This window comes from Exiguobacterium sp. AB2, assembly GCF_000696055.1.
GTDB classification, from domain to species: Bacteria; Bacillota; Bacilli; order Exiguobacteriales; family Exiguobacteriaceae; genus Exiguobacterium; species Exiguobacterium alkaliphilum.
In genome coordinates this window covers 19,556-46,048 of record NZ_JNAA01000012.1, presented here as the reverse complement: position 1 = coordinate 46,048, position 26,493 = coordinate 19,556, and the positions used below count along the sequence as shown (strand labels likewise).

At 55.0% G+C, this 26,493-nt stretch carries 27 protein-coding genes; 18 read left to right on the top strand and 9 right to left on the bottom strand.

Features of this window, described 5'->3' with window-relative positions:
- Positions 1–26 precede the first annotated feature (26 nt).
- Entirely contained in the window at positions 27–857 is an 831-nt protein-coding gene (locus DI14_RS01440; RefSeq protein WP_034804275.1) for a lipoate--protein ligase family protein, read from the bottom strand.
- Between the two features lie 18 nt (positions 858–875).
- Positions 876–1,775, bottom strand: a complete 900-nt coding sequence (lipA, locus tag DI14_RS01435) for a lipoyl synthase (protein WP_255344249.1) — start codon at positions 1,773–1,775, stop codon at positions 876–878.
- Between the two features lie 326 nt (positions 1,776–2,101).
- On the opposite strand from lipA, the gene DI14_RS01430 reads away from it, so the two are divergent.
- On the top strand, positions 2,102–4,051 hold the full coding sequence (locus DI14_RS01430) for a glycoside hydrolase family 3 protein (protein WP_034804270.1): 1,950 nt from the start codon (positions 2,102–2,104) through the stop codon (positions 4,049–4,051).
- A gap of 51 nt (positions 4,052–4,102) precedes the next feature.
- Here the strand turns inward: DI14_RS01430 and DI14_RS01425 are convergent, their stop codons facing one another.
- Both DI14_RS01425 and DI14_RS01420 read right to left on the bottom strand, forming a co-directional pair.
- Positions 4,103–4,948 (bottom strand): DegV family protein, encoded by an 846-nt coding sequence (locus tag DI14_RS01425; RefSeq protein ID WP_034804267.1) that lies wholly within the window; start codon positions 4,946–4,948, stop codon positions 4,103–4,105.
- A 4-nt stretch (positions 4,949–4,952) separates the two neighbouring features.
- Complete coding sequence (locus tag DI14_RS01420; RefSeq protein WP_152545850.1) at positions 4,953–5,795, bottom strand: biotin/lipoate A/B protein ligase family protein; 843 nt, start codon at positions 5,793–5,795, stop codon at positions 4,953–4,955.
- A gap of 106 nt (positions 5,796–5,901) precedes the next feature.
- Here DI14_RS01420 and DI14_RS01415 point away from each other — a divergent pair, with 106 nt between their 5' ends.
- The 3 genes from DI14_RS01415 to DI14_RS01405 all read left to right on the top strand — a co-directional run bounded on the left by DI14_RS01415 (position 5,902) and on the right by DI14_RS01405 (position 9,545).
- Positions 5,902–7,197, top strand: a complete 1,296-nt coding sequence (locus tag DI14_RS01415; RefSeq protein WP_034804262.1) for an HD domain-containing protein — start codon at positions 5,902–5,904, stop codon at positions 7,195–7,197.
- A 22-nt stretch (positions 7,198–7,219) separates the two neighbouring features.
- Positions 7,220–8,806 carry a Na/Pi cotransporter family protein gene (locus tag DI14_RS01410; RefSeq protein WP_034804259.1) on the top strand — a complete coding sequence of 529 codons (1,587 nt, stop codon included), beginning with the start codon at positions 7,220–7,222 and terminating at the stop codon, positions 8,804–8,806.
- A 145-nt stretch (positions 8,807–8,951) separates the two neighbouring features.
- Positions 8,952–9,545, top strand: coding sequence for a hypothetical protein (locus DI14_RS01405; RefSeq protein ID WP_152545849.1), 594 nt, complete (start codon positions 8,952–8,954; stop codon positions 9,543–9,545).
- Between the two features lie 33 nt (positions 9,546–9,578).
- Here the strand turns inward: DI14_RS01405 and DI14_RS01400 are convergent, their stop codons facing one another.
- On the bottom strand, positions 9,579–9,767 hold the full coding sequence (locus tag DI14_RS01400) for a 2-hydroxymuconate tautomerase (RefSeq protein WP_034804254.1): 189 nt from the start codon (positions 9,765–9,767) through the stop codon (positions 9,579–9,581).
- A 66-nt stretch (positions 9,768–9,833) separates the two neighbouring features.
- Complete coding sequence (locus tag DI14_RS01395) at positions 9,834–10,613, bottom strand: VLRF1 family aeRF1-type release factor (RefSeq protein ID WP_034804251.1); 780 nt, start codon at positions 10,611–10,613, stop codon at positions 9,834–9,836.
- A 155-nt stretch (positions 10,614–10,768) separates the two neighbouring features.
- Here DI14_RS01395 and DI14_RS01390 point away from each other — a divergent pair, with 155 nt between their 5' ends.
- From DI14_RS01390 to DI14_RS01350, 9 genes are all read left to right on the top strand, one after another.
- Positions 10,769–11,623 (top strand): neutral zinc metallopeptidase, encoded by an 855-nt coding sequence (locus tag DI14_RS01390; RefSeq protein WP_034804248.1) that lies wholly within the window; start codon positions 10,769–10,771, stop codon positions 11,621–11,623.
- 107 nt (positions 11,624–11,730) lie between these two features.
- Positions 11,731–12,579, top strand: coding sequence for a MurR/RpiR family transcriptional regulator (locus DI14_RS01385; RefSeq protein ID WP_034804245.1), 849 nt, complete (start codon positions 11,731–11,733; stop codon positions 12,577–12,579).
- Entirely contained in the window at positions 12,576–13,040 is a 465-nt protein-coding gene (locus tag DI14_RS01380) for an N-acetyltransferase (RefSeq protein ID WP_034804242.1), read from the top strand. The genes DI14_RS01385 and DI14_RS01380 overlap by 4 nt, the downstream gene beginning before the upstream one ends.
- A gap of 126 nt (positions 13,041–13,166) precedes the next feature.
- Positions 13,167–14,060 (top strand): N-acetylmuramic acid 6-phosphate etherase, encoded by an 894-nt coding sequence (gene murQ / locus DI14_RS01375; RefSeq protein WP_081825794.1) that lies wholly within the window; start codon positions 13,167–13,169, stop codon positions 14,058–14,060.
- A gap of 13 nt (positions 14,061–14,073) precedes the next feature.
- A complete protein-coding gene (locus DI14_RS01370) occupies positions 14,074–15,447 on the top strand; it encodes a PTS transporter subunit EIIC (protein WP_034804239.1) in 1,374 nt (457 codons plus the stop codon).
- A 49-nt stretch (positions 15,448–15,496) separates the two neighbouring features.
- Entirely contained in the window at positions 15,497–16,549 is a 1,053-nt protein-coding gene (locus DI14_RS01365; RefSeq protein WP_034804237.1) for a DUF871 domain-containing protein, read from the top strand.
- Positions 16,550–16,606: 57 nt separating this feature from the next.
- On the top strand, positions 16,607–17,110 hold the full coding sequence (locus tag DI14_RS01360; RefSeq protein WP_034804234.1) for a YwhD family protein: 504 nt from the start codon (positions 16,607–16,609) through the stop codon (positions 17,108–17,110).
- A gap of 157 nt (positions 17,111–17,267) precedes the next feature.
- Positions 17,268–18,530 carry a dicarboxylate/amino acid:cation symporter gene (locus DI14_RS01355; RefSeq protein WP_034804232.1) on the top strand — a complete coding sequence of 421 codons (1,263 nt, stop codon included), beginning with the start codon at positions 17,268–17,270 and terminating at the stop codon, positions 18,528–18,530.
- Between the two features lie 61 nt (positions 18,531–18,591).
- Positions 18,592–19,125: a TVP38/TMEM64 family protein gene (locus DI14_RS01350; RefSeq protein ID WP_034804229.1), complete on the top strand. Its 534-nt coding sequence runs from the start codon at positions 18,592–18,594 to the stop codon at positions 19,123–19,125.
- Here DI14_RS01350 and cls read toward each other — a convergent pair.
- Positions 19,101–20,624 (bottom strand): cardiolipin synthase, encoded by a 1,524-nt coding sequence (gene cls, locus DI14_RS01345; protein WP_235193364.1) that lies wholly within the window; start codon positions 20,622–20,624, stop codon positions 19,101–19,103. The genes DI14_RS01350 and cls overlap by 25 nt on opposite strands.
- Before the next feature lie 139 nt (positions 20,625–20,763).
- Between cls and DI14_RS15405 the strand changes: the two genes are divergently transcribed.
- Positions 20,764–20,910: a hypothetical protein gene (locus tag DI14_RS15405; protein ID WP_160165635.1), complete on the top strand. Its 147-nt coding sequence runs from the start codon at positions 20,764–20,766 to the stop codon at positions 20,908–20,910.
- Positions 20,911–20,949: 39 nt separating this feature from the next.
- On the opposite strand, the gene DI14_RS01340 is transcribed toward DI14_RS15405, so the two are convergent.
- Positions 20,950–21,870, bottom strand: coding sequence for an EAL domain-containing protein (locus DI14_RS01340; RefSeq protein WP_034804223.1), 921 nt, complete (start codon positions 21,868–21,870; stop codon positions 20,950–20,952).
- Between the two features lie 205 nt (positions 21,871–22,075).
- Here DI14_RS01340 and speE point away from each other — a divergent pair, with 205 nt between their 5' ends.
- The 4 genes from speE (at position 22,076) to DI14_RS01320 (ending at position 25,316) form a co-directional block, all read left to right on the top strand.
- A complete protein-coding gene (speE, locus tag DI14_RS01335) occupies positions 22,076–22,915 on the top strand; it encodes a polyamine aminopropyltransferase (RefSeq protein WP_034804220.1) in 840 nt (279 codons plus the stop codon).
- On the top strand, positions 22,912–23,793 hold the full coding sequence (gene speB / locus DI14_RS01330; RefSeq protein WP_034804217.1) for an agmatinase: 882 nt from the start codon (positions 22,912–22,914) through the stop codon (positions 23,791–23,793). Before speE ends, speB begins: the two co-directional genes overlap by 4 nt.
- Before the next feature lie 21 nt (positions 23,794–23,814).
- A complete protein-coding gene (locus DI14_RS01325) occupies positions 23,815–24,165 on the top strand; it encodes a DUF2294 domain-containing protein (protein ID WP_255344248.1) in 351 nt (116 codons plus the stop codon).
- Positions 24,166–24,365: 200 nt separating this feature from the next.
- The gene (locus tag DI14_RS01320; protein ID WP_034804212.1) at positions 24,366–25,316 is read left to right on the top strand and encodes a sodium-dependent bicarbonate transport family permease; all 951 of its coding nucleotides are present in this window, start codon (positions 24,366–24,368) and stop codon (positions 25,314–25,316) included.
- 35 nt (positions 25,317–25,351) lie between these two features.
- On the opposite strand, the gene DI14_RS01315 is transcribed toward DI14_RS01320, so the two are convergent.
- Positions 25,352–26,104 carry a homing endonuclease associated repeat-containing protein gene (locus DI14_RS01315; RefSeq protein WP_034804209.1) on the bottom strand — a complete coding sequence of 251 codons (753 nt, stop codon included), beginning with the start codon at positions 26,102–26,104 and terminating at the stop codon, positions 25,352–25,354.
- Positions 26,105–26,493 lie beyond the last annotated feature (389 nt).

Genomic DNA, 26,493 nt, shown 5'->3' with positions numbered 1-26,493 from the left:
AAAAACGAGTCGCGCGACTCGTTTTTTTAGCGTTTCCATATCCATTCGTCACTCTCGTACTTCAAGACGAGCTGACGGATTTCTTCTTGTTGCGACTCGGTGAAGACGAGCGGTTCGAACGTCAAGTCGAACGCGTCACGGAACCCATCCGTGAACGCGGCAGCGACCTCATCGAACGACACGTCGCGTCCGAGCGTCTCGTTGAGCGAGACGGCCTTATCTCCGAATCGTGCTTTCGCTTCTACTTTTTCGTCTGCCTCGAGGTTGAAGCAGTCGAACAAGACGTCATCGTCCATCGACAAGGGAATCGACCCGTGCTGCAAGACGGCGCCTTGATGGCGCACTTGGGCGCTGCCGGCGATCTTCTTCCCGTCGACGGCAAGCTCATAATACGAGGCGGCGTCGAAGCAGACGGCCGACTTCGGTTTCCGAAGTGCTTCGCGGTCGGCTTCTGTCAGCGGGACAGAAAATTCGGCCGGGACATCGAGTGCGCGGTATCCGCGACGTACCCCTTCGGTCAACAAGCGATAACTCTCGATGACGTTCGTCGGGAGGGACGGCATCGTCTCCGGCAAGATGACGCTATACGTCAGCTCATCCGCATGGAGCACGGCGCGCCCGCCGGTCAGGCGCCGGACGACCGGGATTTGGTTCTTCCGTAACGCGTCCCGGTCAAGGTCGCGCGTGGCCCGTTGGAAGCGACCGACGCTGATGGCGTGCGGGGCCCATGAGTAGAAGCGGAGCGTCGGTTTTAATTCGCCTCGCGCGACGAACGTCGCGACGGCTTCATCGATGGCCATGTTCTCGGCCGGCGAGCGACCTTCTGTCGTGATTAAGTGCCACGTCGTTCCATTCATACACTTCTCTTCTTTCTGTTAATCGATTGGGAGCATCGTGTGGCGACGCGCCTTGTGGACTTGTTCGTCGGCATGATACGACGAGCGGACGAGCGGGCCGGCCTCACAGTGTGAGAAGCCTTTCATCAACGCGATCTCTTTCAACTCGGCGAACTCGTCCGGATGGTAGTAACGCTCGACGTCTAAGTGTTTCTTCGTCGGTTGCAAGTATTGGCCGAGCGTTAAAATATCGACGTGGTGAGCCCGGAGGTCATCCATCGCTTGAATCAACTCATCTTTCGTTTCACCGAGCCCGACCATGATCGACGACTTCGTCGGGATGTCCGGATTCAGCTCTTTTGAACGCTTCAAAAACTCGAGCGTGCGGTCGTACGTCGCTTTCGCCCGGACTCTCGGCGTCAGACGGCGCACCGTCTCCAAGTTGTGGTTCATGATATCGGGACCGGCATCGATCAACGTCTGGAGCGCCGAGAAGTCGCCCATCATATCGGACGGCAGTACTTCAATCGACGTCTCCGGATTCATCGCGCGGACGGCCCGGACCGTCTCGGAGAACACCGTCGCCCCGTAATCGCTCAAATCGTCGCGCGCGACAGCGGTGATGACAACGTGCTTCAAGTTCATAAGGCGGACCGATTCGGCGACGCGTTTCGGTTCTTCCCAGTCGAGCTCGTTCGGTTTGCCGGTCGTGACCGCACAGAAGCGGCAGGCGCGCGTACAGATGCTTCCGAGAATCATGAATGTCGCCGTGCGGCGGACGGCCCAACATTCATGGATGTTCGGACATTTCGCTTCCTCGCAGACGGTATGTAGGTTTTTCTCGCGCATCATGTTTTTCAGGCCGGTGTATGTCTCGTTCGTGTTCAGTTTGATTTTCAACCATTCCGGCTTTCGTTTCAGTTCCCCTCGTGCCAAGATGATTTCCCCCTTTTTTAAGTTAACCCCTAACGAAATGAGTTTACCAAAAAATACGGAAGATTCGAACCACCGAAATTATTGGTTTTGCCAATACAGAGGAAGGTTGTTACAAAACAGGTTGTTTATTTCAAATTGGTTACGCTTTCATGTGAAGTATTGTTTCCCTTTTTTGAAGTTGCTATACTGACGTTGACCACCTGAATAAGGACCATATGTAACTGATACGATCAGGCATGGGGTGAACGAGCGTTGATGAGGCAACGCTTCTTCCTCCATGCCTTTTCGTTTGGGGGTCGGGGATAAACTTTCAAAAAGGAGTGGGGAACATGAACAAAGCATTGAACTGGACGGCGACACTCGGGCTGACGACGGCACTCTTCGTCTCATCGGTCCCGATGGCGAACGCGGTCGTGGCGGAGGAGGCACCACCGCTCTCGGTCGAGCAGCGGGTGACGAGCAAACTTGACGCCATGACGCTCGAACAGAAACTCGGTCAAATGATCATGCCAGACTTCCGATTATGGAACGGAGCGAACCATACGGCACTCGCACCGGATGTGGCGCGGGTCATCGACCGGTTCGACCTTGGTGGCGTCATCTTTTTCGCGGAGAACGTGACCGAGACCGAACAAACGACGAAACTCGTCCACGACTTGCAAGAAGTCGTCAAACAAGATGAGAGCAACGACATCCCGCTCTTCATCACAATCGATCAAGAAGGCGGCATCGTGACGCGGCTCGGGACCGGCACGAACCTACCGGGCAACATGGCGCTCGGCGCGACGCGGAGCAGCCAGTATGCGTATGATGCGGGGAACATTATCGGTTCAGAGTTGAACGCGCTCGGGGTGAACGTCAACTTCGGACCGGTTCTAGACGTCAACAACAATCCGGCCAACCCGGTCATCGGCGTCCGTTCGTTCTCGAGCGACCCAGAACTCGTCGGTGAGCTCGGTTCGGCGATGACGCAAGGCATCCAAGACCAAGGGGTCGCCGCGACGGCGAAACACTTCCCGGGACATGGGGATACGGCCGTCGATTCACACTATGGCCTCCCGATTGTCGACAAGTCGCTCGAGGACTTGCGCGGTCTCGAGTTGCTCCCGTTCAAACGGGCCATCACGGAAGGCATCGACATGATCATGACGGCTCACATCGGTATGCCGCAAATCGAGGATGAGGTCGTCGAATCAGCGCGCGGCACGTTCCCGCTCCCGGCGACGCTCTCGGATGATGTCATCACAGGCGTCTTACGTGAAGAGATGGGCTATGACGGCATCGTCATCACGGACGCGTTGAACATGCAGGCGATTTCGGACAACTTCACAGAAGCCGAAGCCGTCATCAAGACGTTCGAGGCGGGCGTCGATATCGCGCTCATGCCGACAATCTTACGGACGAACGCGGACGTCGTGAAATTGGAACGCATCTTTGATGAAGTGAAAGCCGCGGTCGAGAGCGGACGGATCGACGAAGCGAAAATCGATGCGGCCGTCGAGCGGATTTTGACGCTCAAGGCTGAACGCGGTATTTGGGAAGAGTCGGTCGACACGACGACGCTCGAGGCGAAGCTCGCCGAGGCGAACGCGGTCGTCGGCAGTGCAGAACATAAAGCGAAAGAACGTGAAATCGCAGAAGCGGCTGTCACACTCGTGAAAAATGATGACAAGACGCTGCCGTTCAAGCCGAAAAAAGGAGACACGGTCCTCGTGATTTCGCCGGCGAAAGATCAGACGGACAGCATGGTGAAGGCGATCAAGTCGCTCGAGAAAAACGGGGGCAACATGAAAGACGTGGTCGTCACGACAGCGAACTATACGGCGTCGACACCGCGCCTAGCGAACAACCCGAGCCTGAAACAAAAAGTCGAGGCGGCTGACTATATCATCGTCGGCTCGAACGTGAACAACAGCGCGAAGCTCGGACCGAATGCGGCGGACAACTACGTGCCGGCGGAAGTGTTCCGTTACGCGAACGAGACCGGGAAGAAGTCGGTGCTCCTCAGCCTCCGGAACCCGTATGACGTCGCCGTTCAACCGGACGCACCGGCCCAGCTCCTCATTTACGGTTTCAAAGGGGACCCGAACGGACCGGACTCAGAGGCAGGGAACTTGAAGTCGGCTGGGCCGAACCTCCCAGCTGGCATCCGTGCCATCTTCGGTGAAGTGAAACCAGGCGGTAAGCTTCCGGTCGACGTACCGAAGTTCGAGAACGGGACGTTCCAAAACGAGCTTCATCTCGAATTCGGTGACGGATTTAAAAATTGGAACAAATAAAAAGACAGCGAGCGCCCATACGGGTGCTCGCTGTTTTCGGTCGTCCATCGATTACGCCTCGAAATACGCGACGACGAGGAGGCCGGGACCGGTGTGCGCCCCGATGGCAGAGCCGACGATCGTCTTCGTCACGTGACGCGGCGTGACGTGTTCACGAAGCATCGATTCGAACTGGTCCGCCTTTTCAGGGTCGTCCCCGTGGCCGATAAAGACGTCCCCGCCTTCGACGATCGGTTTCGATTCGGTCATCCATTCCGTGATGCGGCGGAGCACTTTTTTATGACCGCGAACCTTCTCGATTGGGACGAGTTTCCCGTCCTCGACCGTGAGGAGCGGGAGGATGGTGAGCAAGTCGCCGATGAATGCGCTTGCTTTCGAGACGCGGCCACCGCGCATCAAATATTCGAGCGATTCGACCGTGAACAAGTGGCGAATCTTGCCGACGAGCGTCGACGCGTAGGCGACGGTCTCTTCGTATGTATGCTCTTGCCCGTACTCGGCGACCGTCTTGACGAACAGACCCTGTCCGACCGAGGCGGTACGCGTATCGAGAATATGGAACGGGCTGTCCGGGTATTCTTCTTTTAACGCGTTGCCGACCATGACGGCCGTCTGGTACGTGCCTGACAGTTCGCCGGAGAAGGCGAGATACAGGAACGGGATTTCCGACTCGAGATGTTGCCGGAAGCAATGCTCGAGGCGCGCGGCCTCGATTTGAAACGTCTTCGGCGTCTTGCCGGAACGCATCGCGGCGTACACATCTTTCGGCTGAATCGTCTCGCCGTCGAAAAATTCTTCATTGTCGATGATGACACCGAGCGGTAGTAGTTCCAAGCCGTATTCGACGATTTGGTCTTGGGTCAAGTCGGCGCCGGTGTCCGTGATGATTTTAAACATGCGTTCACTCCTCTTCTAGTTGGTGTTCAATGTCGCGAATCGGTTCATTTCGTTTCCACATCCGATCGAGTTGCGCGGCGAGCATCTCTTGTTCGGCCGCGTCGAGCGTCCCTGACTCTAGCTCGCTGACGCTTTCGAGCACGTCGTACGCCCGTTTTAACACGTCTTGGACGGTGAGTGGAATCCCGAGCAACTCCTCGAGCGAGGCCATCGTCTCAGGAATGATTGCCGGATACGTGTGTCGCGTCGGTTCGCCTTGAATCGCGGCGTCATAAAAGTCGCGGATGAGGGCTGCGCGTTCGCTCCCACTCTTTCGGACGCTTAAATAAATTTGAACGGCGACGCCACCGCGGACGCGGCGCTGCGAGATGCCGGCGAACTTTTTGCCGTCGATTGACAAATCGAAGCTACCGGGACAGTACGACCCGACGATTTCCCCGGCGACGATGGCGTCGGTCACGTCACGGAACATCTGTTGGATGAGTGACGTCATCGCCTCGTAGCCGCTGTCGATTTGAATTCCGTCATTCTCGGGTAAGATAAGAGATAAGTTCAATACATCTTCGTCAAGGACGACGGCAAGTCCTCCTGAATTTCGGACGACGGGGCGATACCCGCGCTCATGGAGCAGACGGATTCCGTCTTTCAAGTGGGGAAGGCGCGCGTCTTGAATCCCCAGCACGACCGTGTTCAAATGGACCCAGGCGCGGAGCACCGCACCTTGGATTTTCGTCGAGGCGCATAGCGTGTCGTCGGTCGCGAACGACTGCTCGGCTTGGAACATCGGACCGAGCGACGATTGGTCGATGAGGCGATAGGCCGGTTGGCGTAAAAGTGGATGGATCATATACATTAATTCCTTTTCAAAAGATAGTTTCCTGTTCATTATAGCATGGAGGGAACGACGCGCTGAAAGGCGAAATACATATTATTGAAACGTAGGGGGCAACGTCATGTACACGTCACGAGGTCAATTGTCCGGGTCGAAAGTGTTCAAAGACCCGGTTCATCGCTATATTTACGTCTACGATCATCTCATCTGGGAGTTGATTAACACGAAAGAGTTTCAACGGTTGCGTCGCATCAAACAGCTTGGGACGTCATTTTTGACGTTCCACGGGGCCGAACATACGCGCTTCCACCATTCGCTCGGCGTCTATGAGATCGCACGCCAACTCATCGACCAGTTCCATGAGTATCCGGAGTGGGACGACCGCAATCGGGAGCTGTTGCTCGCGGCGGCGCTCCTGCACGACGTCGGTCACGGGCCGTTCTCGCATGCGTTCGAACACGTCTTCTCGGTGCGCCACGAAGTGTGGACCGAGCGCATCATCTTAGGCGATACGGAAGTGAACAAAGTGCTTTCGGAGATGGGAATCGGCTTCCCGGAAGAAGTCGCGGCCATCATCAACAAGACGCATCAGAACCGGCTGCTCGTCAACATGCTCAGTTCACAGCTCGACGTCGACCGGATGGACTATCTTCTCCGCGACGCCCATTTCGCCGGCGTCAGTTACGGCAAGTTCGACTTGGAACGGATGCTTCGCGTCCTTCGTCCGGATGAAGATCAAGTCGTCGTCAAACAGTCGGGCATGCATACGATTGAAGACTATATCATGCGCCGCTATCAGATGTATTGGCAGGTCTATTTGCACCCGGCGACCCGCTCGAGCGACCTGCTCTTGAAAGCTGTCCTCGAGCGGGCGCAAGAACTGTACGAGTCAGGCTACACGTTCAACATGGAGCCGCGCCACTTCCTTCCCATCTTCAACCGCGAAGACATGACGCTCGCCCATTACTTGAAGCTCGACGAGACGGTCGTCTACTTCTATTTCCAAGAGTGGATGGAAGAGGCGGACCCGATTTTGGCGGATCTCGCGAGCCGATTCGTCAACCGTCGCCTATTGAAGTATAAGAACTTCCCGGAAGCGAGCCGGGTCCGCTATATGGACCGTCTTAGACAGACGATGGAGACGATTGGCCTGCCGACGCGTTATTACTTGCTCGAAGACCAATTGAGCCAATTGCCCTACGATCTATATAAAGGCCACGGCAACTACGAAGGGATTCTTCTACAGATGAACGATGGGGAGCGCCGCGAAATCTCGGAAGTGTCGATGCTCGTCCAATCGATTCTCAACTCGCGTCAGTCGGATGAGAAGATTTATTATCCGGAGGATGTGCTTTTGAACTTAAAAGATCATGCTTCAGAAAAGTCGTGGATGCTGTCAACGTTACGAGGAGACTGATCGCTGAAAAGGAAGTGACACGATGGGGATCGCGACTTTAGTCGGAGGGATTGGGATTTTCCTGCTCGGCATGATGCTCTTGACGGATACGCTGAAAAGCCTCGCTGGGGAGCGGCTCCGGCGCCGGCTCAATCAGTTCGCGGAAGGGCCGGTCGCGGGTGCCGTGCTCGGGGCGACGCTGACGACGTTGTTTCAATCCTCGACCGTGACGACGCTCATGACGATCGGTTTTGTCAGCGCCGGCTTGTTGACGTTCGTGCAGGCACTGACACTCGTCATTGGGGCGAACGCGGGCAGTGCGACGACCGGGTGGATCGTGGCGCTCCTCGGTTACAACCTGGATATCCGCCAACTGTTCTTACCGCTCATCGGGGTCGGCATGGCGTTACGCTTTATCAATCGCCGGTTACGGCGAATCGGGATGTTGTTTGTCGGCATCGGGCTCATTTTTGTCGGGATCGGCACGCTCCAAGAGTCGATGCGCGACGTCGTCACGTTCTCGCTCAACGAGTGGAACGCGGACACGCCTCTGCACCAGTTGGCTTTGCTCGGAACCGGGCTCTTGATGACAGCGGTTTTGCAATCGTCGACGATTGGCCTCGTCTTGACGATGACGGCGCTCGCGACCGATACGGTATCACTGACGCAAGCTTGTCTGCTCGTCCTCGGGCAAAGCGCCGGGACGAGCCTTGTCGTCGCCATCGGCTCGATCGGGGGTTGGAAGTCGGCGAGACGGATCGTGCTCGCCCACGTCCTCATTCATGGGTCGATTTTAGTCATCGGTTGGCTGACGTTTCCGCTCTTGTTCGGAGTCGTCAACGAGGTGGCCGACCGGCTGAATTGGAATGAACTATTGCGGCTCGCCTTGTTCCATACCTCGTTCCATCTGCTCGGAGTGTTCACGTTCCTCCCGTTCCATGAGGCGTTCAGCCGTCAGTTGCTTAAGTGGATCCCGAGCCGGGCGGAAAAGCTAACCCGCTTCCTCGACCCGAACATGGCCCGCATCCCGACGGTCGCGCTCGAGGCGGCCCGGCGCTCGTTGATTGAGATTGAGCGCTATTTGGCCAAAGAGACGCAACTGTTGCTGAACGAGGCACGTAAACGTGATGATGAGCTCCAACTCGTCGAGAAGACGCTCGGCGACGTCCGCGTCTTTTTGAGTACGATTCAATTGGAGGAAGGGCGAGGACGCAACGACTATGGCCAACATCTGTCGCTCCTCCATACGATTGATCACTTGGAGCGGTGGCTGTTCGTCATGCGGGAAGTCGACCCGGTCGACGCGCTCCGCGATACGGACTTTCTGGTCGCGCGCCAGCTCGTCTTGCATGAACTCGATATGGTTGAGACGCTCAATCATCACACGCCTCCGGAAGAGTCTCGACAGTGGAAGACGGCCTCGAAGCAGCTCGCCGAGTATCGGAAGGCGCACCGGGCCGAACTGCTCGAGGAGACGGCGGCCAATCAGCTCGAGATGGACCAAACGATTCAAAAGGTGCAAGCGCTCCTGTGGCTCGACCGAATCGGTTATCACGTTTGGCGTGCGACGCGTCATCTCATTAAACCGACCGTCCCGAGCGAGCGGTTCGAAGTGAATCTGGAAGACTGATGAGTTGGTAAAATTTTCTTCCTGCTTGTAAAGAGACTCTTCCTCGGCTATAACAGGAGAAAGAATGAACAATAGGGGGAGAAGCATGGCGACATGGGTCACGCATTTTCGGATTGCAGAAACGTTATTACACGAGGAGCCCAGCTTGGATCGCATTGCTTTCCTAGTCGGGAATATAGGGCCTGATTGTGGGCTTGTCGGGGAAGACGGCCGTCCGGTTCCGCCAAAATCGATCACGCATTTCAAGCAGGATGGTCAACTTCCTTCAGAGTTGTTCAAACAACAATATTTGAACGATTTGGAGCAAGCGTCGAACGTCACACGCTCGTATCTGCTCGGCTATTATTTACACCTCGTCACAGATGAACACTGGATTCAATTGACGACCGCCAAAAAACGAGAGTCTCCCGTGCAAGAAATTGTCGGAACACCCGATTATACGCGTCTCGTCAAGACGGACTGGTATGGCGTTGATTTTCAGTATTTGGCCACGCATCCAGAACACATCTTTTGGACCGACTTCCGACACGTGCAGTCGTTCGAAGACGTGCTCCCGTTCTTTCCCCAAGGCCAGACCGCGCAACAGATTCGAAACATTACCACGTTCTATGAGACACATACGCTCGAAGCGAATCACGTGTTTCGTTATATGCATCCGCATGACATCGATTTGTTTATTGACCGGACGCTCGTTGCATTGCGTTCGAGTTTGTCCTCGCTACTTCGACAGAGCGTTTAAAAGGAGCCCATCCATCGGATGAGCTCCTTTCGTTTACTTCTTATCCGCGTGCATGACACCGGCTTGGCCGTAATGCGTCGCATCCATCTCTTCGATGAAGACAGTGATGTTCTCTTTCGGTGCGTTCGTCGTCTCGGAGACGGCGTCCGTCACTTTCTCAATCAAGGCGCGTTTTTGCTCGAGCGAGCGTCCCGGTAACATTTTCACGGTCACGTATGGCATATCGATTCCTCCTTTTTCTCGTACGCTTTTATTTTAGAGAATCGAGGCGCGCGAGGGAAGTAAAAATCAATGGAATGCCGCTTCGACGATGTGCGATTCACTCGACTTCGACAAATTCTTATGCACGACACGTTCGGGTTTCGTCCGGAGCTCGTCTCGGAACGAGTTGGCCAGTTCGGCCTCGCCGATGACGACGAGCCCTTCCCAGTCGTGCGCGCCTTTCATCTGTTCGACCGTTTGGGCAAGGTCCCGGTAAAAGCGGTTCAAGTTCTCGGCGAGACGACGATCGAACTTATCGACTTGCGAGCTACTCGAAGCCATCCGGTCACCTGACGCCGTTCCCTCGAAGCGGACCCATTCTTCCGTCTCGGGATCGAATGCGAACAAGAAGGCGGCATCGACATGGCCAAGCGACGTGTCGAGGACAGTCACGTGATCGAGGTTCGTCAAGATGACGCCCGTCGACGGATACTTAGTATGCAACGCCTCGAGCGGTTCGAGCACCGGTTTCGTCTCCCAATGGAACGCCGTCTCGACGTCATGCTGTAAGTAGTATGACTCGAATAGGTTATTTTGTTCTGAGGCGAAGATGACGAGGCTGCGGGTGAGATCGTTCCGGTGTTTGCCAAGCTCGTCGTCGACTTGTTTGCGCAACTTTTTGAAGCTCTTCAGTTGCGTCGCATCCCCGGACGCCTCTAAGTATTCGCCGATGCGTTTCAAGCCGTTCTTCAGATGAATATTCCAGTCGCCTTGTTGGTTCGGTCCTGTATTCAAATAAACGGACAAGACGCACTTGTCCTTGCATTCGACATCACGTAAACGTTTCAAATCACTCGCTAATCCCATAATCATTCCTCCTTAAAATTTGTGTCTCTTAGTCTGTATCCTACTTGCCCTCCACATAAACGCTAGAGACGGTGGGAAATCGTGAAAAATCAGGTGCGAAACGTATAGAAACGGGGTAAGGAACAAGACAGACTCGACGTAGGAGGAAACGATATATGAAATGGAAGGGTAGACAGGCGAGCCGGAACGTGGAGGACCGACGCGGACAACGGGTCGGCGGGAAAGGCATCGCCGGCATCGGTGGTGGTTTCGGTCTCATCTTGGTCATCGTGTTCACGCTCTTGAACGGCGGCAACCCGGCCGACATCGTCAACAACATCGGATTGAATGAACCACAATCAGCTGAAACGTATCAAGGATCGGCCCGGGAAGAAGAAATGGCCGATTTTGTCTCGGTCGTGTTACGAGACACGGAGGAAGTATGGACCGACATCTTCGCCGAGAACGGACTCACGTATCGAGAACCGACGCTCGTCCTCTTCACCGGACAAGTCGAATCCGCATGCGGCATCGCCGGTTCCGCCGTCGGACCGTTTTACTGTCCGGGCGACCAGAAACTGTACATCGATTTGAGTTTCTATGACGAGCTGAGCCAGCGCTTCAACGCGCCAGGCGACTTCGCGATGGCCTACGTCGTCGCCCACGAGGTCGGCCATCACGTCCAGACGCTTCTCGGGACGACGAACGAGATTATGCCGCTCCGAAATGAGATGAGTGAGGCCGAATTCAACAAATACTTGGTCCGGTTCGAGCTTCAAGCCGACTATTACGCCGGGGTGTGGGCGCACCACGCCCAAGGGATGGGCTATCTCGAGGCCGGTGACTTTGAAGAGGCGATGAACGCGGCCCATCAAATCGGGGACGACACGCTTCAAAAGCAAGCACAAGGATATGTCACGCCGGACTCGTTCACGCACGGGACGTCGGAGCAGCGGAAACGTTGGTTCGAAAAAGGGTTCCAAAACGGGACGATTCAAGGCGGGGACACGTTCAACACGAACAATCTATGAGTCGAGGGTCGGGCGGATGCTCGGCCTTTTTTGATTGCGGTTGGCTTGTATTGAAAGAATCCGCTATCATTAGAACAAGACACCAGTAGCAGGAAGGGGATGACCGGATGGAATCCTTACTTAAGAAAATCGAACTCGCCTTGAGCGAGATGACGTCCGTCGAGAAGAAAATCGCGGACTATATTTTGACGCACTCGACACTCGTCCCGAACATGACGACGAAAGAGCTCGCGCAAAAGACCGACGTGTCGGAGGCGAGCATCGTCCGCTTCGCGCGTGTCGTCGGCATCGACAGCTTCAAAGCATTCAAGCTCGCGCTCGTGAAAGACTTGGCGATTACCGAGACGACGTTGACTGACTTCAATGTGCTCCAACAAAAGGACACCCCGTACGACTCGTTCCAAAAAGTCATCCATGTCAACAAGATGGCCATCGAAGCGTGTGCCGAGGCGATGGACAAGCGCGAGCTCGAGCACGCAATCGATACGTTCGCCCGTGCCAACCGGGTCGTCTTCTACGGCGTCGGTGGTTCGTCAACGGCAGCCTATGACGCGCAGTATAAGTTCACGAAGCTCGGCTACGCCGCCCAGACGTCGCAAGACTTTCATTACATGTTATCGCTCATCCCGCACCTCGGACCGACCGACGTCTTCGTCGCCATCAGCACGTCAGGACGGACGAAAGACGTGCTCGAACTCGTGCGCTTCGCGAAAAAACAAAACGTTCCTGTCGTCGCCATCACCGATCTCGACAAGTCACCGCTCTACCGCGAAGCCGACGTCCGGCTCTGCACGCCGAACGTCGAGCGCGATTTTAGAATCGCGAGCATCGCCTCACGGATGACGCAACTGACGATCGTCGACACGCTCTACATGGGTTTGCTCCACCGAAAAGGAGAAGGGCTCATCGACAAGTACGCCGAGGCACGCGACGAGATGGTGAAATTGCGGCGATGAAGCTCGCGTCGTATAAAGCGGCGGACCGTGCGCGTTTCGAGGCGTTCCTTCGCCGGCAACAAACGTTCGCTGCCTTGAGCGGCCAGACAATCGATGCGTTTAGCGAAGAGAACGTTGCGGACTTCGAGGCGGACGGGACGATCAGCTTGATCGTGGAAGCAGACGCTGAAGTGATCGCCGTCGTCGACTTGTTGAGACGGCATCCGGTCGACGGCTCGCTCTGGCTCGGTCTGTTCGTCGTCGACGAACGATACCACGGCAACGGAATCGCACAATCGCTTTATGAACAACTTGAGCAAGAGCAGATGCTTCCTTTTCACTCGGTATTCCGGCTCGGCGTCTTGCCACATAATGAACGGGCGTATCGTTTTTGGCAACGCCAAGGTTATGTGTACGAGAAAGAGTCCGTGACGGCACGAGGCGACCACGTCCACGTACTCATCAAGACAATCTGTCCGTAAACTCGACTGGTGAACAGTCGGGTTTTTATTTAGAAAAAAATGTAATGAAACTTTATTTCCTTATTTTTTTAAATAAGTTTGACTTTAAATTTCAAATTAGTAAAATGGACGTATAGAGAAGAAAGGATGGTGGCGATGCTACATAAACTTGCTACAGAACGACGGAATGAACGGACGATGCACTTAGACGAGCTGTCTGTCGAGACGTTATTGACCGTGATGAACGAGGAAGACGAGCGTGTGCCACACGTCATCAAGGAAGAGGTACCTGTCATCGCCCGAGTGGCAGAACGGGCCATCGCTTCGTTCAAACAAGGCGGACGTTTGATTTATCTCGGCGCCGGCACGAGTGGACGACTCGGGATTTTGGATGCGGCCGAATGTGTGCCGACGTTCGGGGTATCACCGGATATGGTCGTCGGACTCATCGCTGGGGGCGAACGCGCACTCATCAAGGCGGTCGAAGGGGCAGAGGACAGCAAAGATTTGGCGGTTAACGATTTGAAAGCGCTTCACTTGACGGAGCGCGACACGGTCGTAGGCATCGCGGCGAGCGGACGGACACCGTACGTCATCGGCGGACTCGATTACGCCCGTGAAGTCGGGGCGACGACGGCGGCATTATCTTGCAACAAAGGTTCAAAAATCAGTGAACACGCCGAGTTCAAAATCGAGGTCGAGACGGGTCCGGAAGTGTTGACCGGATCGACGCGACTGAAGGCCGGGACGGCGCAAAAGCTCGTCCTGAACATGATCTCGACGGCGTCGATGATTGGCATCGGCAAAGTGTATCAAAACTTGATGGTCGACGTGCAACCGACGAATGAGAAGTTAGAGATTCGGGCGAAACGGATGATTGCGGAAGCGACAGGGGTCGACGAACAGACGGCCGCGCGTTATTTCGATTCATCGAACGGCCACGTCAAGACGGCTATCGTCATGATTTTAGCCGACGTCCCATATGCGGAGGCAGTCGAGCGACTAGAGCGTGCGAACGGATTCGTCCGCGACGCGTTATAAGGGGGAACACGAGATGAAGAAAGAAGAGGTGTTGGCACACGCCATACTCGAGCATGTCGGGGGGAAAGACAACATCCGTCAGCTCGCACATTGCATGACACGCGTGCGTTTGGCGTTAAAAGATCCGACGAAAGCGAATATCGAAGGTTTGAAAAAAATCGACGGTGTCATGGGGGTCATCGATGACGAGACGCTCCAAATCGTCGTCGGGCCGGGGACGGTCAACCGCGTCGCCGACCATTTGAGCCGCGAGACGGGACTTGCGATCGGGGAAGAAGCGGTCGATGCGAACTTGACGCCGGACGAACGGGCCGCCATCGAGCGTCAAAAAGTGAAAGAGAAGCAGAAGTCACCGTTCAAGCGTTTCTTGCGTCGCTTAGGAAATATCTTCATCCCGCTCATCCCGGGACTTGTCGCCTCGGGAATCATTAACGGGACGGCGAACTTCGCGAAAAACGCCGGCGTTGACCCGACCGAGACGTGGATGCAAATCCTCTTATTGCTTGGTAGCACGGTCTTTGCGTATCTCGCCATCCTCGTCGGCTGGAACACGGCGAAAGAGTTCGGTGGGACACCGGTACTCGGAGCCATCGCCGGGGGGATTCTCTTCAACCCGATGCTCGCCGACATTACGATTTACGGGGAGCCGCTCGTCGTCGGACGTGGTGGATTGTTCGGGGTCATCTTTGCCGCATGGCTCATGACGTACATCGAGAAAAACGTCCGTCGCTTCATGCCGACGGCGGTCGATATCATCTTCACACCGCTCCTCACCGTCCTCGTCGTCGGTTTCACGGCGCTTTATGCGATCATGCCGGTCGCGGGCGTATTGTCAGACGGCATCATGCGTGGGTTGAACGCCGTGCTTGAGATTGGTGGGCCGCTCGCCGGCGCCGTCCTCGCCGGTTTCTTCCTCCCGCTCGTCATGGTCGGGTTGCACCACGGGTTGACGCCGATTCACTTGGAGCTCCTGAACACGGTCGGGAACACGGCGCTCTTGCCGATCCTCGCGATGGCCGGTGCCGGACAAGTCGGGGCCGCGCTTGCGATTTTCGTGAAGACGCGCAACCAACGTCTCCGTAACATCATCAAAGGTGCGATTCCGGTCGGATTCCTCGGAATCGGCGAGCCACTCCTCTACGGGGTCACGCTCCCGCTCGGGCGCCCGTTCTTGACGGCGTGTATGGGCGCCGCGGTCGGTGGTGCGTTCCAGGCGACGATGAAGACGGCCGCGCTCGGGATTGGCGTCTCAGGGCTCTCGCTCACGCCGCTCATCGACAATGGCATGTACTTGACGTATATTGGAGGTCTCGTCATCTCATATACGGCAGGCTTCATCTTCACGTACCTCTTCGGCTTCAAAGAAGAGATGGCAGACGGGATTTGACAATCGAGGTGGCTCTTTGGAGTCACCTTTTTGCATAGGAGGAAGGCAGATGAGAGGACTATCGGTTTATTTGAGTCAGCCTGTGACGGCTGCATACGAGACGTGGCTCGCCGAGATGCGTCAGAGCGGGTTCACGTCGCTATTCACGTCGCTCCATATCCCTGAGGATGACGCGTCCGTCTACACGGAACGGCTCGAACACCTCGGGCGAATCGCCAAGGCGCTCGAGATGGAACTGTTCGCGGACATCGCCCCGACGTCGCTCGAAGCACTCGGGAAGACGTGGGACGACGCGCATACGCTCCTCGACTGGGGCGTGACCGGACTTCGCGTCGATTATGGCGTGACGCCGAAGCAAGTGGCCGACTTGTCGCAGCGGATGACGGTCGCGCTGAACGCGAGCACGTTGTCCGAAACGGAACTGGCCGAGATGGTGCGCCACGGTCTCGATTTGAGGCGGGTCGAAGCGTGGCACAATTTCTATCCGCGACCGGAAACGGGGCTTGACCGAGACTGGTTCGATGCCAAGAACGACTGGCTGAAGCGGCAAGGTTTGAGCGTCCAGGCGTTCATTCCCGGGGACGGGACATTACGTGGACCGCTGTTCGAACGGCTGCCGACGCTCGAGGACCATCGCAAGCTGTCGACGTTCGCTTGTTATTTAGATCTCGAGGATTCCGTCGACCGTATCTTGATCGGCGATCCGGGACTCGCCGACGAGACGATAGAACAGTTCGCCTCACACGCCGACGAGATGCTCGTCCTGCGGGCCGAAGCGGGGACGACGATTGAGGCCGCCTTCTATCGTGTCCAGACGAACCGGATGGACCCGGCACGTGACGTCGTCCGTTCGGTCGAATCGAGGGGCTATGGCCGTCCGGGGGACCGCTTGCTCGAGCCGATGGCAGCAAGACCGCGTCCGCTCGGAACGATCACGGTCGATAATGCGAAGTACGGACGCTACGCCGGCGAGCTGCAAATCACAAAACACGATTTAGTGGCCGACGAACGGGTCAACGTCCTGGGGCGTGTCATCGAGGCAGACCGGCCGCTCATCCAGGCGATTGGACCGGGTACGAAGTTTCGAATCGAGTGGTGCTGACGTTCCGGATTGCCACATTCCCTTGTCTTTGTGTACAGTAGAGAGGGAGGGAATGCCATGAAAGAGATCAATTTTAATATCGTCGCTGACGATTCGACCGATGGCCACGGCGGTTTTGGGGTCGGTTCGCTCAGTTTGAACAATATGTCTCCCGTCATCATCGATGTCGAGGCGGGGACCGCGGTCATCGATATGGGAGCCATGCATGCCAAATCGGCGATCGAGAAACGCATCAAGTTTTTGACCGACCCGGAAGCGGTGCCGAACGGCAAACCGTATTGGATCGTCTGGGTCACGGTCGGCCGAAAGCCGGAAGGGTTCTATTACGGCGGTGTCGCGGCTTGTGACATGTCGATTGACCTTGAGGTACGGCGCGGTTATAAACTATTGCCGTATCACGTCAACCAGATGGACAAGTCACTCAAAGGCCGCATCCTGATTGATATGATGGATGCCCCGTCACGTGAGGTGCTCGCTGCCTTCTTGAAAGAACATCGTCCTGAAATTTGGGAACAATCGACCGAACTTCAAACCGAGCTTGAGCGTTTGAGCGCCGAGTGAAAAGATTGGACCGTTTTGGTCTCCAATCTTTTTTGTTTTCGTGACAGACATAGTAAAATCGTCAACATGTTACAAAATTGTGACACTGGCGTAATTGTATGAATATTCAGCATTATGCTATACTAAACACACTGTGTAAAAGAGAAAGGGTGACACGATGAGTGAAACTAAGAAAATTATGATTGGGCTACTGTTGGGGGTAGCCGTCGGTCTAGGATTAGCGGGATTACCGGGTAACATCTATGATATTACGAACACGTATGTCCTCTCGCCAGTCGGAACCGTATTTTTGAACTTAATTAAAATGTTAGTCGTCCCGATCGTCTTCTTCTCGATCATTCTTGGTGTCATGGGTCTTGGTGACCCGAAAGAACTTGGTCGCGTCGGAACGAAGTCGATTCTATTCTTCTTGACGACGACAGCTATCGCCATCGTGTTGGCACTTGGTGTGGCTGCGATTGTGAAACCTGGAGAGCGTGGAGACTTCCCGACGACAGGCTTAGAGTTTGACGCTTCTGGTTCAGAAGAGTCATCGGATATCGTCAGTACCCTTGTGAACATGATTCCAACGAACCCGGTTCAAGCGCTCGCGGAAGGCAATATGCTTCAAATCATCGTCTTCGCGGCATTTATCGGATTTGCGTTGATCGCACTCGGTGAAAAGGCGCGCACGTGGCGCCGGTTCGTCAAACAAGGCGACCGCATCATGATGTACTTGATTCACTTGGTCATGAAGCTTGCGCCATATGGTGCGTTCGCGTTGATTGCTTCAGCAATCGGTGGAATTGGATTTGCAGCTGTTCAAGCGATGGCGTGGTATATGTTTGCCGTCGTCTTCACATTGGTCTTGCACTCCGTCTTGATTTACGGAGGAGCGGTTGCTTTCCTCGGAAAGATGAATCCAATCTTCTTCTTCAAAAACTTCTACGAAGCAATGACGTTCGCATTTTCAACATCGTCGTCGAACGCGACGCTCCCGGTGTCGATGGAAGTGGCGCAAACGAAACTCGGCGTCCCGCGCTCGATTTCTTCGTTCGTCCAACCGCTCGGTGCTACGGTCAACATGGATGGGACGGCCATCATGCAAGGGGTGGCGACAATCTTCATCGCGCAAGTGTTCAATGCCGATTTAACGATGGCTGAACTCGTGACGGTCGTCATCACAGCGGTACTCGCCTCAATCGGGACGGCGGGCGTACCAGGTGTCGGACTTGTCATGCTCGCGCTCGTCTTACAATCGGTCAACTTACCGGTCGAAGGGATTGCCCTGATCATCGGTGTCGACCGCGTCCTCGATATGCTCCGGACTACGGTCAACATTACGGGAGATGCGGCCTGTGCGGTCGTCGTCTCGAAACTCGAAGAGAAGCATCTTCCTGCAGTCGACGAAGACTCGTGGGATGAAGTGGACGCAAAATAACTTAAAGGCTGACCCGGTTCATACCGGGCCAGCCTTTTTACATGAAGTGAGGTTTTAATGAATGGAATGGGAAGTTCTGCCGATCCCGCTGTTTGTCGTAATCAGTATCATATTAAACAGCATCATCGCCATCGTAGGTGTGTTACCGAGCGCGTTTTTGACGGCGCTGAACGTGCAACTGCTAGGGTTCGGACCCGGAGTCGCCGTCTCCGTCGTCGGTGAGGCCGTCGGCGCCGTGCTCAGCTTCATCCTGTATCGCCGGGCGCTCCATCGTTATACGTCACCGGACGGGAAGCGGCTGCGACGTCTCCGCGAGGCCGAAGGAATCGAGGCGTGGTTCCTCGTCCTCGGTCTCCGGCTGTTGCCATTCGTGCCGTCCGGTCTCGTCACGCTGTCGGCCGCCTTCAGCCGGATGTCGCTCCCATCGTTCGCGGTGGCGAGCACGGTCGGAAAAGTGCCGGCGTTATTGATTGAGGCGCTTGCGGTCGCGACCGTCCTAAACGTCGCAACCGGATGGCAACTCGGCCTTGTCGGTATGCTCGCCGTCCTGTACGCCGTGTATCGCTTATCTCAAAGGAGCGGCGAGAAGATATGACAGAACGCTTCGACGAAGCGTTTGCCGTTCGACTTCTTGCGCAGCATCGACCAGTCGACGAGAATCGATTCATCAAAGTCGTTCAAGAACGCTTGATACAGCTCTTGGATGGACGATGTCTCGAATTGGGCTATGGTCATCTCGTGGTTCAAATACATGCTCCGAAAATCAAAGTTAGCCGTCCCAACGAGTGCGATTTTGCCATCGATGAGGACGGTTTTTGCGTGGATAAAATGACGATTGTATTTATAAATTCGGATATTCCGCTTGAGCAGTTGCTCGAAATAATATTCAGTCGCATGGAAGCTGAACCATTCGTCGCCTTTCCCAGGCACGACGATGCGAACGTCGATGCCGCGCTTACCGGCGACTTCTAACAATGCGAGCATTTCGGGCGGCGGAATCAAGTAAGGGGTCGTCATCCAAATCGATTCCTTCGCCTCCATCAACAGGGCTATGAGCCCATCCCGAATCGTCACGTCTTTCCCCGGGGACGTGACGAGTAGCTGCGTCGCCCCGTTGTCTGGTTGTGGCTCATCGATAAAGTATTCTGGTAAGTGTTTGCTGTCGGCAAATAAATCCCACGTTTCTTGATCTTCCTCATGACCGGCATATAACCAATTCTCGACGAACAAACGTTGCATTTCCCGCACGAGCGGTCCTTCGAGACGAAGATGGGTATCCCGCCAAAATCCAAGTTTTTTGTGTTTACCCAAGTATTCATCTCCGACGTTCAAGCCGCCCGTGTAGGCGATCCGTCCGTCGATGACGATCAACTTCTGATGATTACGGAAGTTGGCGTTAAACACGAGAAGCGGATGAACGACCGGATCGAACGCTTGGACGTAGACGCGGGACTCACGGAGCGGTTCGATGAATTCTTCATTGATTTCCTGACTGCCGAGCCCGTCGTACAAGAAGCGGACGGTGACGTTCTCATTAGAGCGTTTAATCAAGGCGTCGCGAATTTTGAGCGAAATCTCATCAGTCCGGAACAGATAGTATTGGACATGGATGTGATGCGTCGCTCGCTCGATGTCGTGGAGCACCGCTTCGAACTTGGCGTCCCCGTTGACGAGCAGTTTCGTCGATGTGTGACCGTCGGCGCCGGTCGCCCCGAGTTTTTCGAGCGTGCGCGTGAGCGGATAGCGGTCGGACACGTCGTTGGACGTCTCGATACGTTCCCCTTCAATCGCTTGCCGGAACATTCGAATCTCGGTCGAGGTCCGTTTGATGCGGCGGTGGCGTCGCGGTGTCCGTCCGAACAATACCCAGGCGAGGGCGCCAAGGAAAGGGATGAACAGGACAGCGAGCAGCCAAGCTAGCTTGGCCTGCGGTTGGACTTGGTCGAATAAAATTTGCCAGCCGACGAGGAGCGGTGCCACGATTGCGAGACCGATCAGGAATGGAATCAATCCGTCCACAGAATAGAGGACGAGGAGAAGGAGGAGGCCGAGTACAATCATGGTGAGGAGTTGCCAAACGCGTCGTTTCAACACGTACACCTTCTTTCTGTTCAGTTGTCATCACTGAATTCATTCCACCGTTTACACATTGTTAATCTAAAATCACGTTTCACGACATGTTCTAAGGGAATTATCGTAACTGTACGACACAACGTATAAAGGGGTGCTAATGATGAGGAAGAAAGGTACATTGGCCGCGTCGCTCTTAGCGACAGGCATCATTCTCGGGGCTTGCGGGGGAGCAGACGAAGAACCGATGAACAACGACGATACGGAAATGCAAGAGAACGATGATGATATGGACGAGGACGACGATTAAAAAAACGGCCTAGAGCGGATGCTCTAGGCCTTCATTGCGTCAAAGCGAATACGGGGACGGTTTGCCAAAGTAATAGCCTTGGGCGAGGTCGAAGCCGAGTTCACGACAGACGTCGACTTCTTCGGCGCGTTCGATACCTTCGGCGAGAATCGTGATGTCCATCGATTTGGTCAATTGACGTACATTTTTCAAAAATGCCCGTTTTTCGGCATCCTGGTCGCAAAACGAGATGTACGACCGATCGATTTTGACGTAGTCCGGTTCGAGTCGTTTCAACATATCAAGCGTCGAGAAGCCGGCACCGACATCGTCGAGGGCGACTTTCATGCCGCGTTTCTTATATGTAGAGAATACGTGCTGCAAATGGGCCACGTCCTGTACTTTCTCCGTCTCGACGACTTCGAAGATGAAGCGGTCGGGACTGAGCCCGTACTGGTCGATAATCTCGAACGTGTGTTGCAGACAGTAGTCCGGATTATAGATTGTCGACGGCAAGAAGTTGATGAACGTCTTCTCGTGCGGTGCGACGGCATGATATGTTGCTTTAATCGCCTCGGCGCGGGCGCGTTGGTCGAGTTTCGAATGTAAGCCGAACCGGTTAGCGGCTTGGAATAGCTGGCCAGGCGAAATGTCGTTACGGCTGCGCAGGAGCGCCTCATAGCCGAAACGTTCCCCGGTATCGAGGTGGACGATCGGTTGCAAGTGGCTCTCGAATTCACCGTGTTGGATGAGCTCGATCGTATCGCGGTTGGCGATTTGATCCAACAGATTCCCGGCGGTGATGGGCGCGGTTTGGCGATTCGTCACGGGATCGATGCAGTAGACGTTCGATTGGATATCCGCGAGCCGGTTCGTCAACTCGTCTAGCGAGTCGTAAGGATGGGACTGTTCGTTGACGACGACGAGTCCGCGTTCAAAAAATGGGATGGTCGTGGCGCATGCCACGCAAGGTGACCACATGGTTACTCCTCCTTTCGGTTGTAAGAAACTTCTATATGTAGTGTATCGGTTGCAACTCACGGAAATCTCACACAACGCGACCGATTAATAAAAAAATCGTGCAAAATGGGTACAGGTTTTGTATACTTCCTATCGTATGAATAAGAAGCGCCTCAAAACGCCACTCGCATACGAACAACTTTTTAATCAGAAAGGGGTTCTATCGATGGACCAAAAATTAAAATTATGGTTTACGGAGCACCAGACAGAAGATTACGGAATCACGTTCCGTGTAAACCACGTTTATGAGAGCGAACAAACGGAGTTTCAACGACTAGAAATGGTCGAAACGGACGAGTTCGGAACAATGTTGTTACTTGACGGAATGGTCATGACGACGGATAAGGACGAATTCGTCTATCACGAGATGGTGGCTCACGTCCCACTCTTCACGCACCCGAATCCGAAGCATGTGCTCGTAGTCGGCGGTGGAGACGGCGGCGTCATCCGTGAGATTATGAAACACCCATCAGTCGAAAAAGCAGTTCTCGTCGACATCGACGGGAAAGTCATCGAATATTCGAAGAAATACTTGCCAAACATCGCCGGTGAACTCGACAACCCGCGTGTCGAAGTCATCGTCGGCGACGGTTTCATGCATATCGCCAAGTCGGAGAACGAGTATGACGTCATCATGGTCGACTCGACAGAACCGGTCGGCCCAGCGGCGAACTTGTTCACGAAAGGCTTCTACGCCGGCATCTCGAAAGCGCTCAAAGAAGACGGCATCTTCGTCGCGCAGACAGACAACCCGTGGTTCACACCAGAACTCATCCAGACGGTCCAACGCGACGTGAAAGAGATTTTCCCAATCACGAAGCTTTATACGGCGAACGTACCGACGTACCCGAGCGGCATGTGGACGTTCACGATCGGCTCGAAGCAGTACGACCCGGAAGCCGTAGCACCAGAGCGGTTCCATGACATCGAGACGAAGTACTACACGCCGAAGCTTCACAACGCGGCGTTCGTGTTGCCTAAATTCGTGGAGGATTTGACAAAATGATTAAACGTTTCGACGAAGCCTACTCAGGCAAAGTGTTCATCGCGAGCCTCCCGGAAGTCGCTGACGCGAAGACGGTATTGTACGGCATGCCGATGGACTGGACGGTCAGTTTCCGCCCGGGTTCACGTTTCGGCCCGAACCGCATCCGCGAAGTCTCCATCGGGCTTGAAGAGTATAGCCCGTACCTCGACGGCGATTTGACAGAAGCGGCCGTCTACGACGCCGGTGACATCCCGCTTCCGTTCGGGAACGCACAAAAGTCACTCGATATGATCGAGTCGTTCGTCAAAAACGTCATCGACGCCGGCAAGTTCCCGCTCGGAATGGGCGGCGAGCACCTCGTCACTTGGCCGGTCATCAAAGCGATGCACGATAAGTATGGGGACGATTTCGTCATCTTGCACTTCGATGCGCATACGGACCTCCGTGACGAATACGAAGGCGAGCCACTCTCGCACTCGACACCGCTCAAAAAAGCAGCCAACTTGATTGGCCCATCGAACTGCTACTCGTTCGGGATTCGTTCTGGGATGAAAGAAGAGTTCGACTGGGTGAAGGAAGTCGGCTACAACATGTTCATGTATGAAGTCATCGAGCCGCTCAAACGCGTCTTGCCGACGCTCGCCGGGAAGAAAGTGTACGTCACAATCGACATCGACGTCCTCGACCCGTCGGCAGCACCGGGTACAGGCACGCAAGAAATCGGCGGCATCACGACGAAAGAGTTGCTCGAAGCCGTTCACGCGATTGCGAACGCTGACCTCGACATCATCGGCGCCGACCTCGTCGAAGTGTCACCGGCGTACGACCAGTCGGATATGACGGCGATTGCCGCCGCGAAGATTCTTCGCGAGATGATGATCGGGTTCGTGAAGTAATCATGCCGAAAAAAAGGTCAGCTGGAGATGGAACTGAGCGCCCGCATCACCCAATGGGAGAAAGAGTATCTCGGACGCGGTTCATTGACGTGTAAGGCAGACCTGCTCCGTGACTTGGCCATCGTGACGTTACAAGGCGTCTTGACCCCGGCCGAGTACGATCTCGCCACGAAATCGGCGGGACGCGAGCAATTGAAGAAATACCGCAACAATCTCGTCGAGTCGGGTCGTCCGCAACTCGAGGCCATCGTGCGCGAGGTGCTCGGCCGGCGGCTCATCTCGCTCCACACGGACATCAGCACGAAGACAGGGGAACGCCTCATCGTCTTTCGGCTCGATGCCGCGTGGGACAGTGGGATTGACAAGCCGTGACGACGTTTATACACTAGAAAGCAGATACGTGTCAGGATTGATGGAGCGAGCTTCGGAGCGCTTCATCGTCGTCTTGACCCGGAGCTGAACGAATCATAACCCGACAGTTGTCGGCTAGACGGAGCGAACGTGTTCGAGCCGTCGGCATGCAGCGCACACCTTTCTTTGGTGTGCGCTTTTTGTCGCCTAGGGGGAGAAACATGGAACTATTGATGTTTTTATTGACGAGTGCCCCGGTATTAATGTTTGTGACCGGTGTCGTGGCCGCGCTCGGCAAATCGAACTTAAAAATCCCGGAGTCGCTCGGCATCACGCTCAACTTATACTTATTGCTCGCCATCGGACTCAAAGGCGGGATGGGGCTCGCCTCGGTCTCGTTTGACGACTTGGCGCTCCCGCTCGCGGTGACGCTCGTCCTCGGGATGGTGCTGCCGCTCGTCGCATTCGGGCTCGGCGGCTTATTCAAGTTCAGTTTTCATGAACGGATTGCCATGGCGGCGACGTTTGGTTCGGTCTCGCTCGTGACGTACGTCGCGGCCGCGGCCCAGCTCGAACGGCTCGGCATTGCGTACGAACCGTTCATGACGACGCTCGTCGTCGTCCTCGAGATCCCTGGTCTCGTCGTCGCGTTGTTGTTATACAATCAGACGCCCGTTCTCGGCATCACGGCCGCCCCGAGCCAGTCGTTCACCGTCATTCGGGATAGCCTGCTCTCGAAGAGCATCTTGCTCCTCATCGCCGGGCTCATCGTCGGACTCGTGACGCCAGACACGTCGGCGCTCACACCGTTCTTTATCGATTTATTCCCGGGGGTGCTTCTCTTATTCTTGCTCAGCCTTGGCGTCAAAGTCGGGCAACAGTTGAAGACTGTCCCGTCTTATGGGATCAAGTTTTTAGTCATCGGGATGACGTTCCCACTGATTGGCGCGGCGATTGGTTATGCCGGTGCCATGTTTGCCGGGTTGTCAGACGGTGGAACGATTCTACTCATGACGCTCGCAGCGAGCGGGTCGTACATCGCCGCCCCGGCGATGCTTCAGGCGTCCGTACCTGAAGCGGAACCGTCCTTTTATTTGACGCTCGCCCTCGCCGTCACGTTCCCGTTCAACTTGCTCGTCGGAATTCCGCTCTTCATCACAATCGTCACATGACAAAACGCCGTCTCGGCTCCCGAGACGGCGTTTTCTTATTGCATCACTTTCTGTTCTTCCATGCATCGTAACGCGGCGGTCCAACTGCCGAACAAGGCGTTGATCGTCGACGTGCTCGGCACGTTTCGACCTTCCGCCCATTTGCGGTAATGGAGGATGCTGAAATGGTTCAATTCGTCCTTGGCGAGTCGGAGTGCGTCGATGACGTCATCTTCATCCCATTTCCGTTTCGGCGGGGCGATGTCGAGGACGAACAAGGCATAACTCCAAGAACCATACTTGCGGGCGATTGTCGCCACGGTCGGATAGCCTTTCACTTGCGCCCAGACGGCGTAATGTTGCGACGTGAGCCGTTCGAGTTCGGCCGACGCTTCGATGAGGGCTTGGATGATTCGCTCTTCATTGTTTCGAGCCGTCGTCGTTTGGAGTTTTGCTTCACGGAGCGCATTCGACCAAGAACCGAAACGGCTGCTAATCAAGGTGAGCGACGGCGCTTGGGCGATTTTGGCCCATTCACGATACGTCTGGCTCGTGAAGATATCGAGTTCTTCGGCGGCCTCGTTGAGCGCGGTCAAGATGTCTTCATCGGAATAATACCGGTACATCATTTTAATATCGGCGGCCTGGACGGCTTCGCGCCATGAGCCAAACTTGTAAATCACGGTCGATAGGGAAGGGACGTCTTTGCTGCGGGCCCATAGAGTGTAATGTTTTGTATCGAATTCGTCGAGTTCGTTCGCTGCTTGTTGTAGGCATGAGAGGATCTGTTGCTCTGTCCATCGTTTCATCGTGATGTCTCTCCTTTTTGGAAGCGAAGGTCGCTTCAAAGGTCGTGGTGTGGTTGAACAATGATGGTCCTTTAAGGAAAGCCCAAGCGGTCAAGGGCACGTATACAATTGGCAACGTTCAAGAAAGGGAGCCGAAGTCGGCATGGGAGAAAGGCAAACGGTTCGTGTTCAGGTTATTGGACGGTGCAGTGACACGTTTCGATGAATCATGTAACCTCCTTTGTTATTTACAATTTACACCTAATTTACAACCATGTACTTTCCATATTACCCATTTAATACGGAAATATTCACAAACCAAAGGAAATAGTCAACACACATTCATAAAACCGTTTAATGGCTAAATTTCGTTGCTATGAAAAAGCTATGGTTTTCTTTCGGATTGTGAA

Bases quoted from the DNA above. Each gene is read 5' to 3' on its own strand.
- DI14_RS01440 (WP_034804275.1), bottom strand. From the start codon at position 857: ATGAATGGAACGACGTGGCACTTAATCACGACAGAAGGTCGCTCGCCG.
- DI14_RS01430 (WP_034804270.1), top strand. From the start codon at position 2,102: ATGAACAAAGCATTGAACTGGACGGCGACACTCGGGCTGACGACGGCA.
- DI14_RS01425 (WP_034804267.1), bottom strand. From the start codon at position 4,948: ATGTTTAAAATCATCACGGACACCGGCGCCGACTTGACCCAAGACCAA.
- DI14_RS01420 (WP_152545850.1), bottom strand. From the start codon at position 5,795: ATGATCCATCCACTTTTACGCCAACCGGCCTATCGCCTCATCGACCAA.
- DI14_RS01415 (WP_034804262.1), top strand. From the start codon at position 5,902: ATGTACACGTCACGAGGTCAATTGTCCGGGTCGAAAGTGTTCAAAGAC.
- DI14_RS01410 (WP_034804259.1), top strand. From the start codon at position 7,220: ATGGGGATCGCGACTTTAGTCGGAGGGATTGGGATTTTCCTGCTCGGC.
- DI14_RS01400 (WP_034804254.1), bottom strand. From the start codon at position 9,767: ATGCCATACGTGACCGTGAAAATGTTACCGGGACGCTCGCTCGAGCAA.
- DI14_RS01395 (WP_034804251.1), bottom strand. From the start codon at position 10,613: ATGGGATTAGCGAGTGATTTGAAACGTTTACGTGATGTCGAATGCAAG.
- DI14_RS01390 (WP_034804248.1), top strand. From the start codon at position 10,769: ATGAAATGGAAGGGTAGACAGGCGAGCCGGAACGTGGAGGACCGACGC.
- DI14_RS01385 (WP_034804245.1), top strand. From the start codon at position 11,731: ATGGAATCCTTACTTAAGAAAATCGAACTCGCCTTGAGCGAGATGACG.
- DI14_RS01380 (WP_034804242.1), top strand. From the start codon at position 12,576: ATGAAGCTCGCGTCGTATAAAGCGGCGGACCGTGCGCGTTTCGAGGCG.
- murQ (WP_081825794.1), top strand. From the start codon at position 13,167: ATGGTGGCGATGCTACATAAACTTGCTACAGAACGACGGAATGAACGG.
- DI14_RS01370 (WP_034804239.1), top strand. From the start codon at position 14,074: ATGAAGAAAGAAGAGGTGTTGGCACACGCCATACTCGAGCATGTCGGG.
- DI14_RS01365 (WP_034804237.1), top strand. From the start codon at position 15,497: ATGAGAGGACTATCGGTTTATTTGAGTCAGCCTGTGACGGCTGCATAC.
- DI14_RS01360 (WP_034804234.1), top strand. From the start codon at position 16,607: ATGAAAGAGATCAATTTTAATATCGTCGCTGACGATTCGACCGATGGC.
- DI14_RS01355 (WP_034804232.1), top strand. From the start codon at position 17,268: ATGAGTGAAACTAAGAAAATTATGATTGGGCTACTGTTGGGGGTAGCC.
- DI14_RS01350 (WP_034804229.1), top strand. From the start codon at position 18,592: ATGGAATGGGAAGTTCTGCCGATCCCGCTGTTTGTCGTAATCAGTATC.
- DI14_RS15405 (WP_160165635.1), top strand. From the start codon at position 20,764: ATGAGGAAGAAAGGTACATTGGCCGCGTCGCTCTTAGCGACAGGCATC.
- DI14_RS01340 (WP_034804223.1), bottom strand. From the start codon at position 21,870: ATGTGGTCACCTTGCGTGGCATGCGCCACGACCATCCCATTTTTTGAA.
- speE (WP_034804220.1), top strand. From the start codon at position 22,076: ATGGACCAAAAATTAAAATTATGGTTTACGGAGCACCAGACAGAAGAT.
- speB (WP_034804217.1), top strand. From the start codon at position 22,912: ATGATTAAACGTTTCGACGAAGCCTACTCAGGCAAAGTGTTCATCGCG.
- DI14_RS01320 (WP_034804212.1), top strand. From the start codon at position 24,366: ATGGAACTATTGATGTTTTTATTGACGAGTGCCCCGGTATTAATGTTT.
- DI14_RS01315 (WP_034804209.1), bottom strand. From the start codon at position 26,104: ATGAAACGATGGACAGAGCAACAGATCCTCTCATGCCTACAACAAGCA.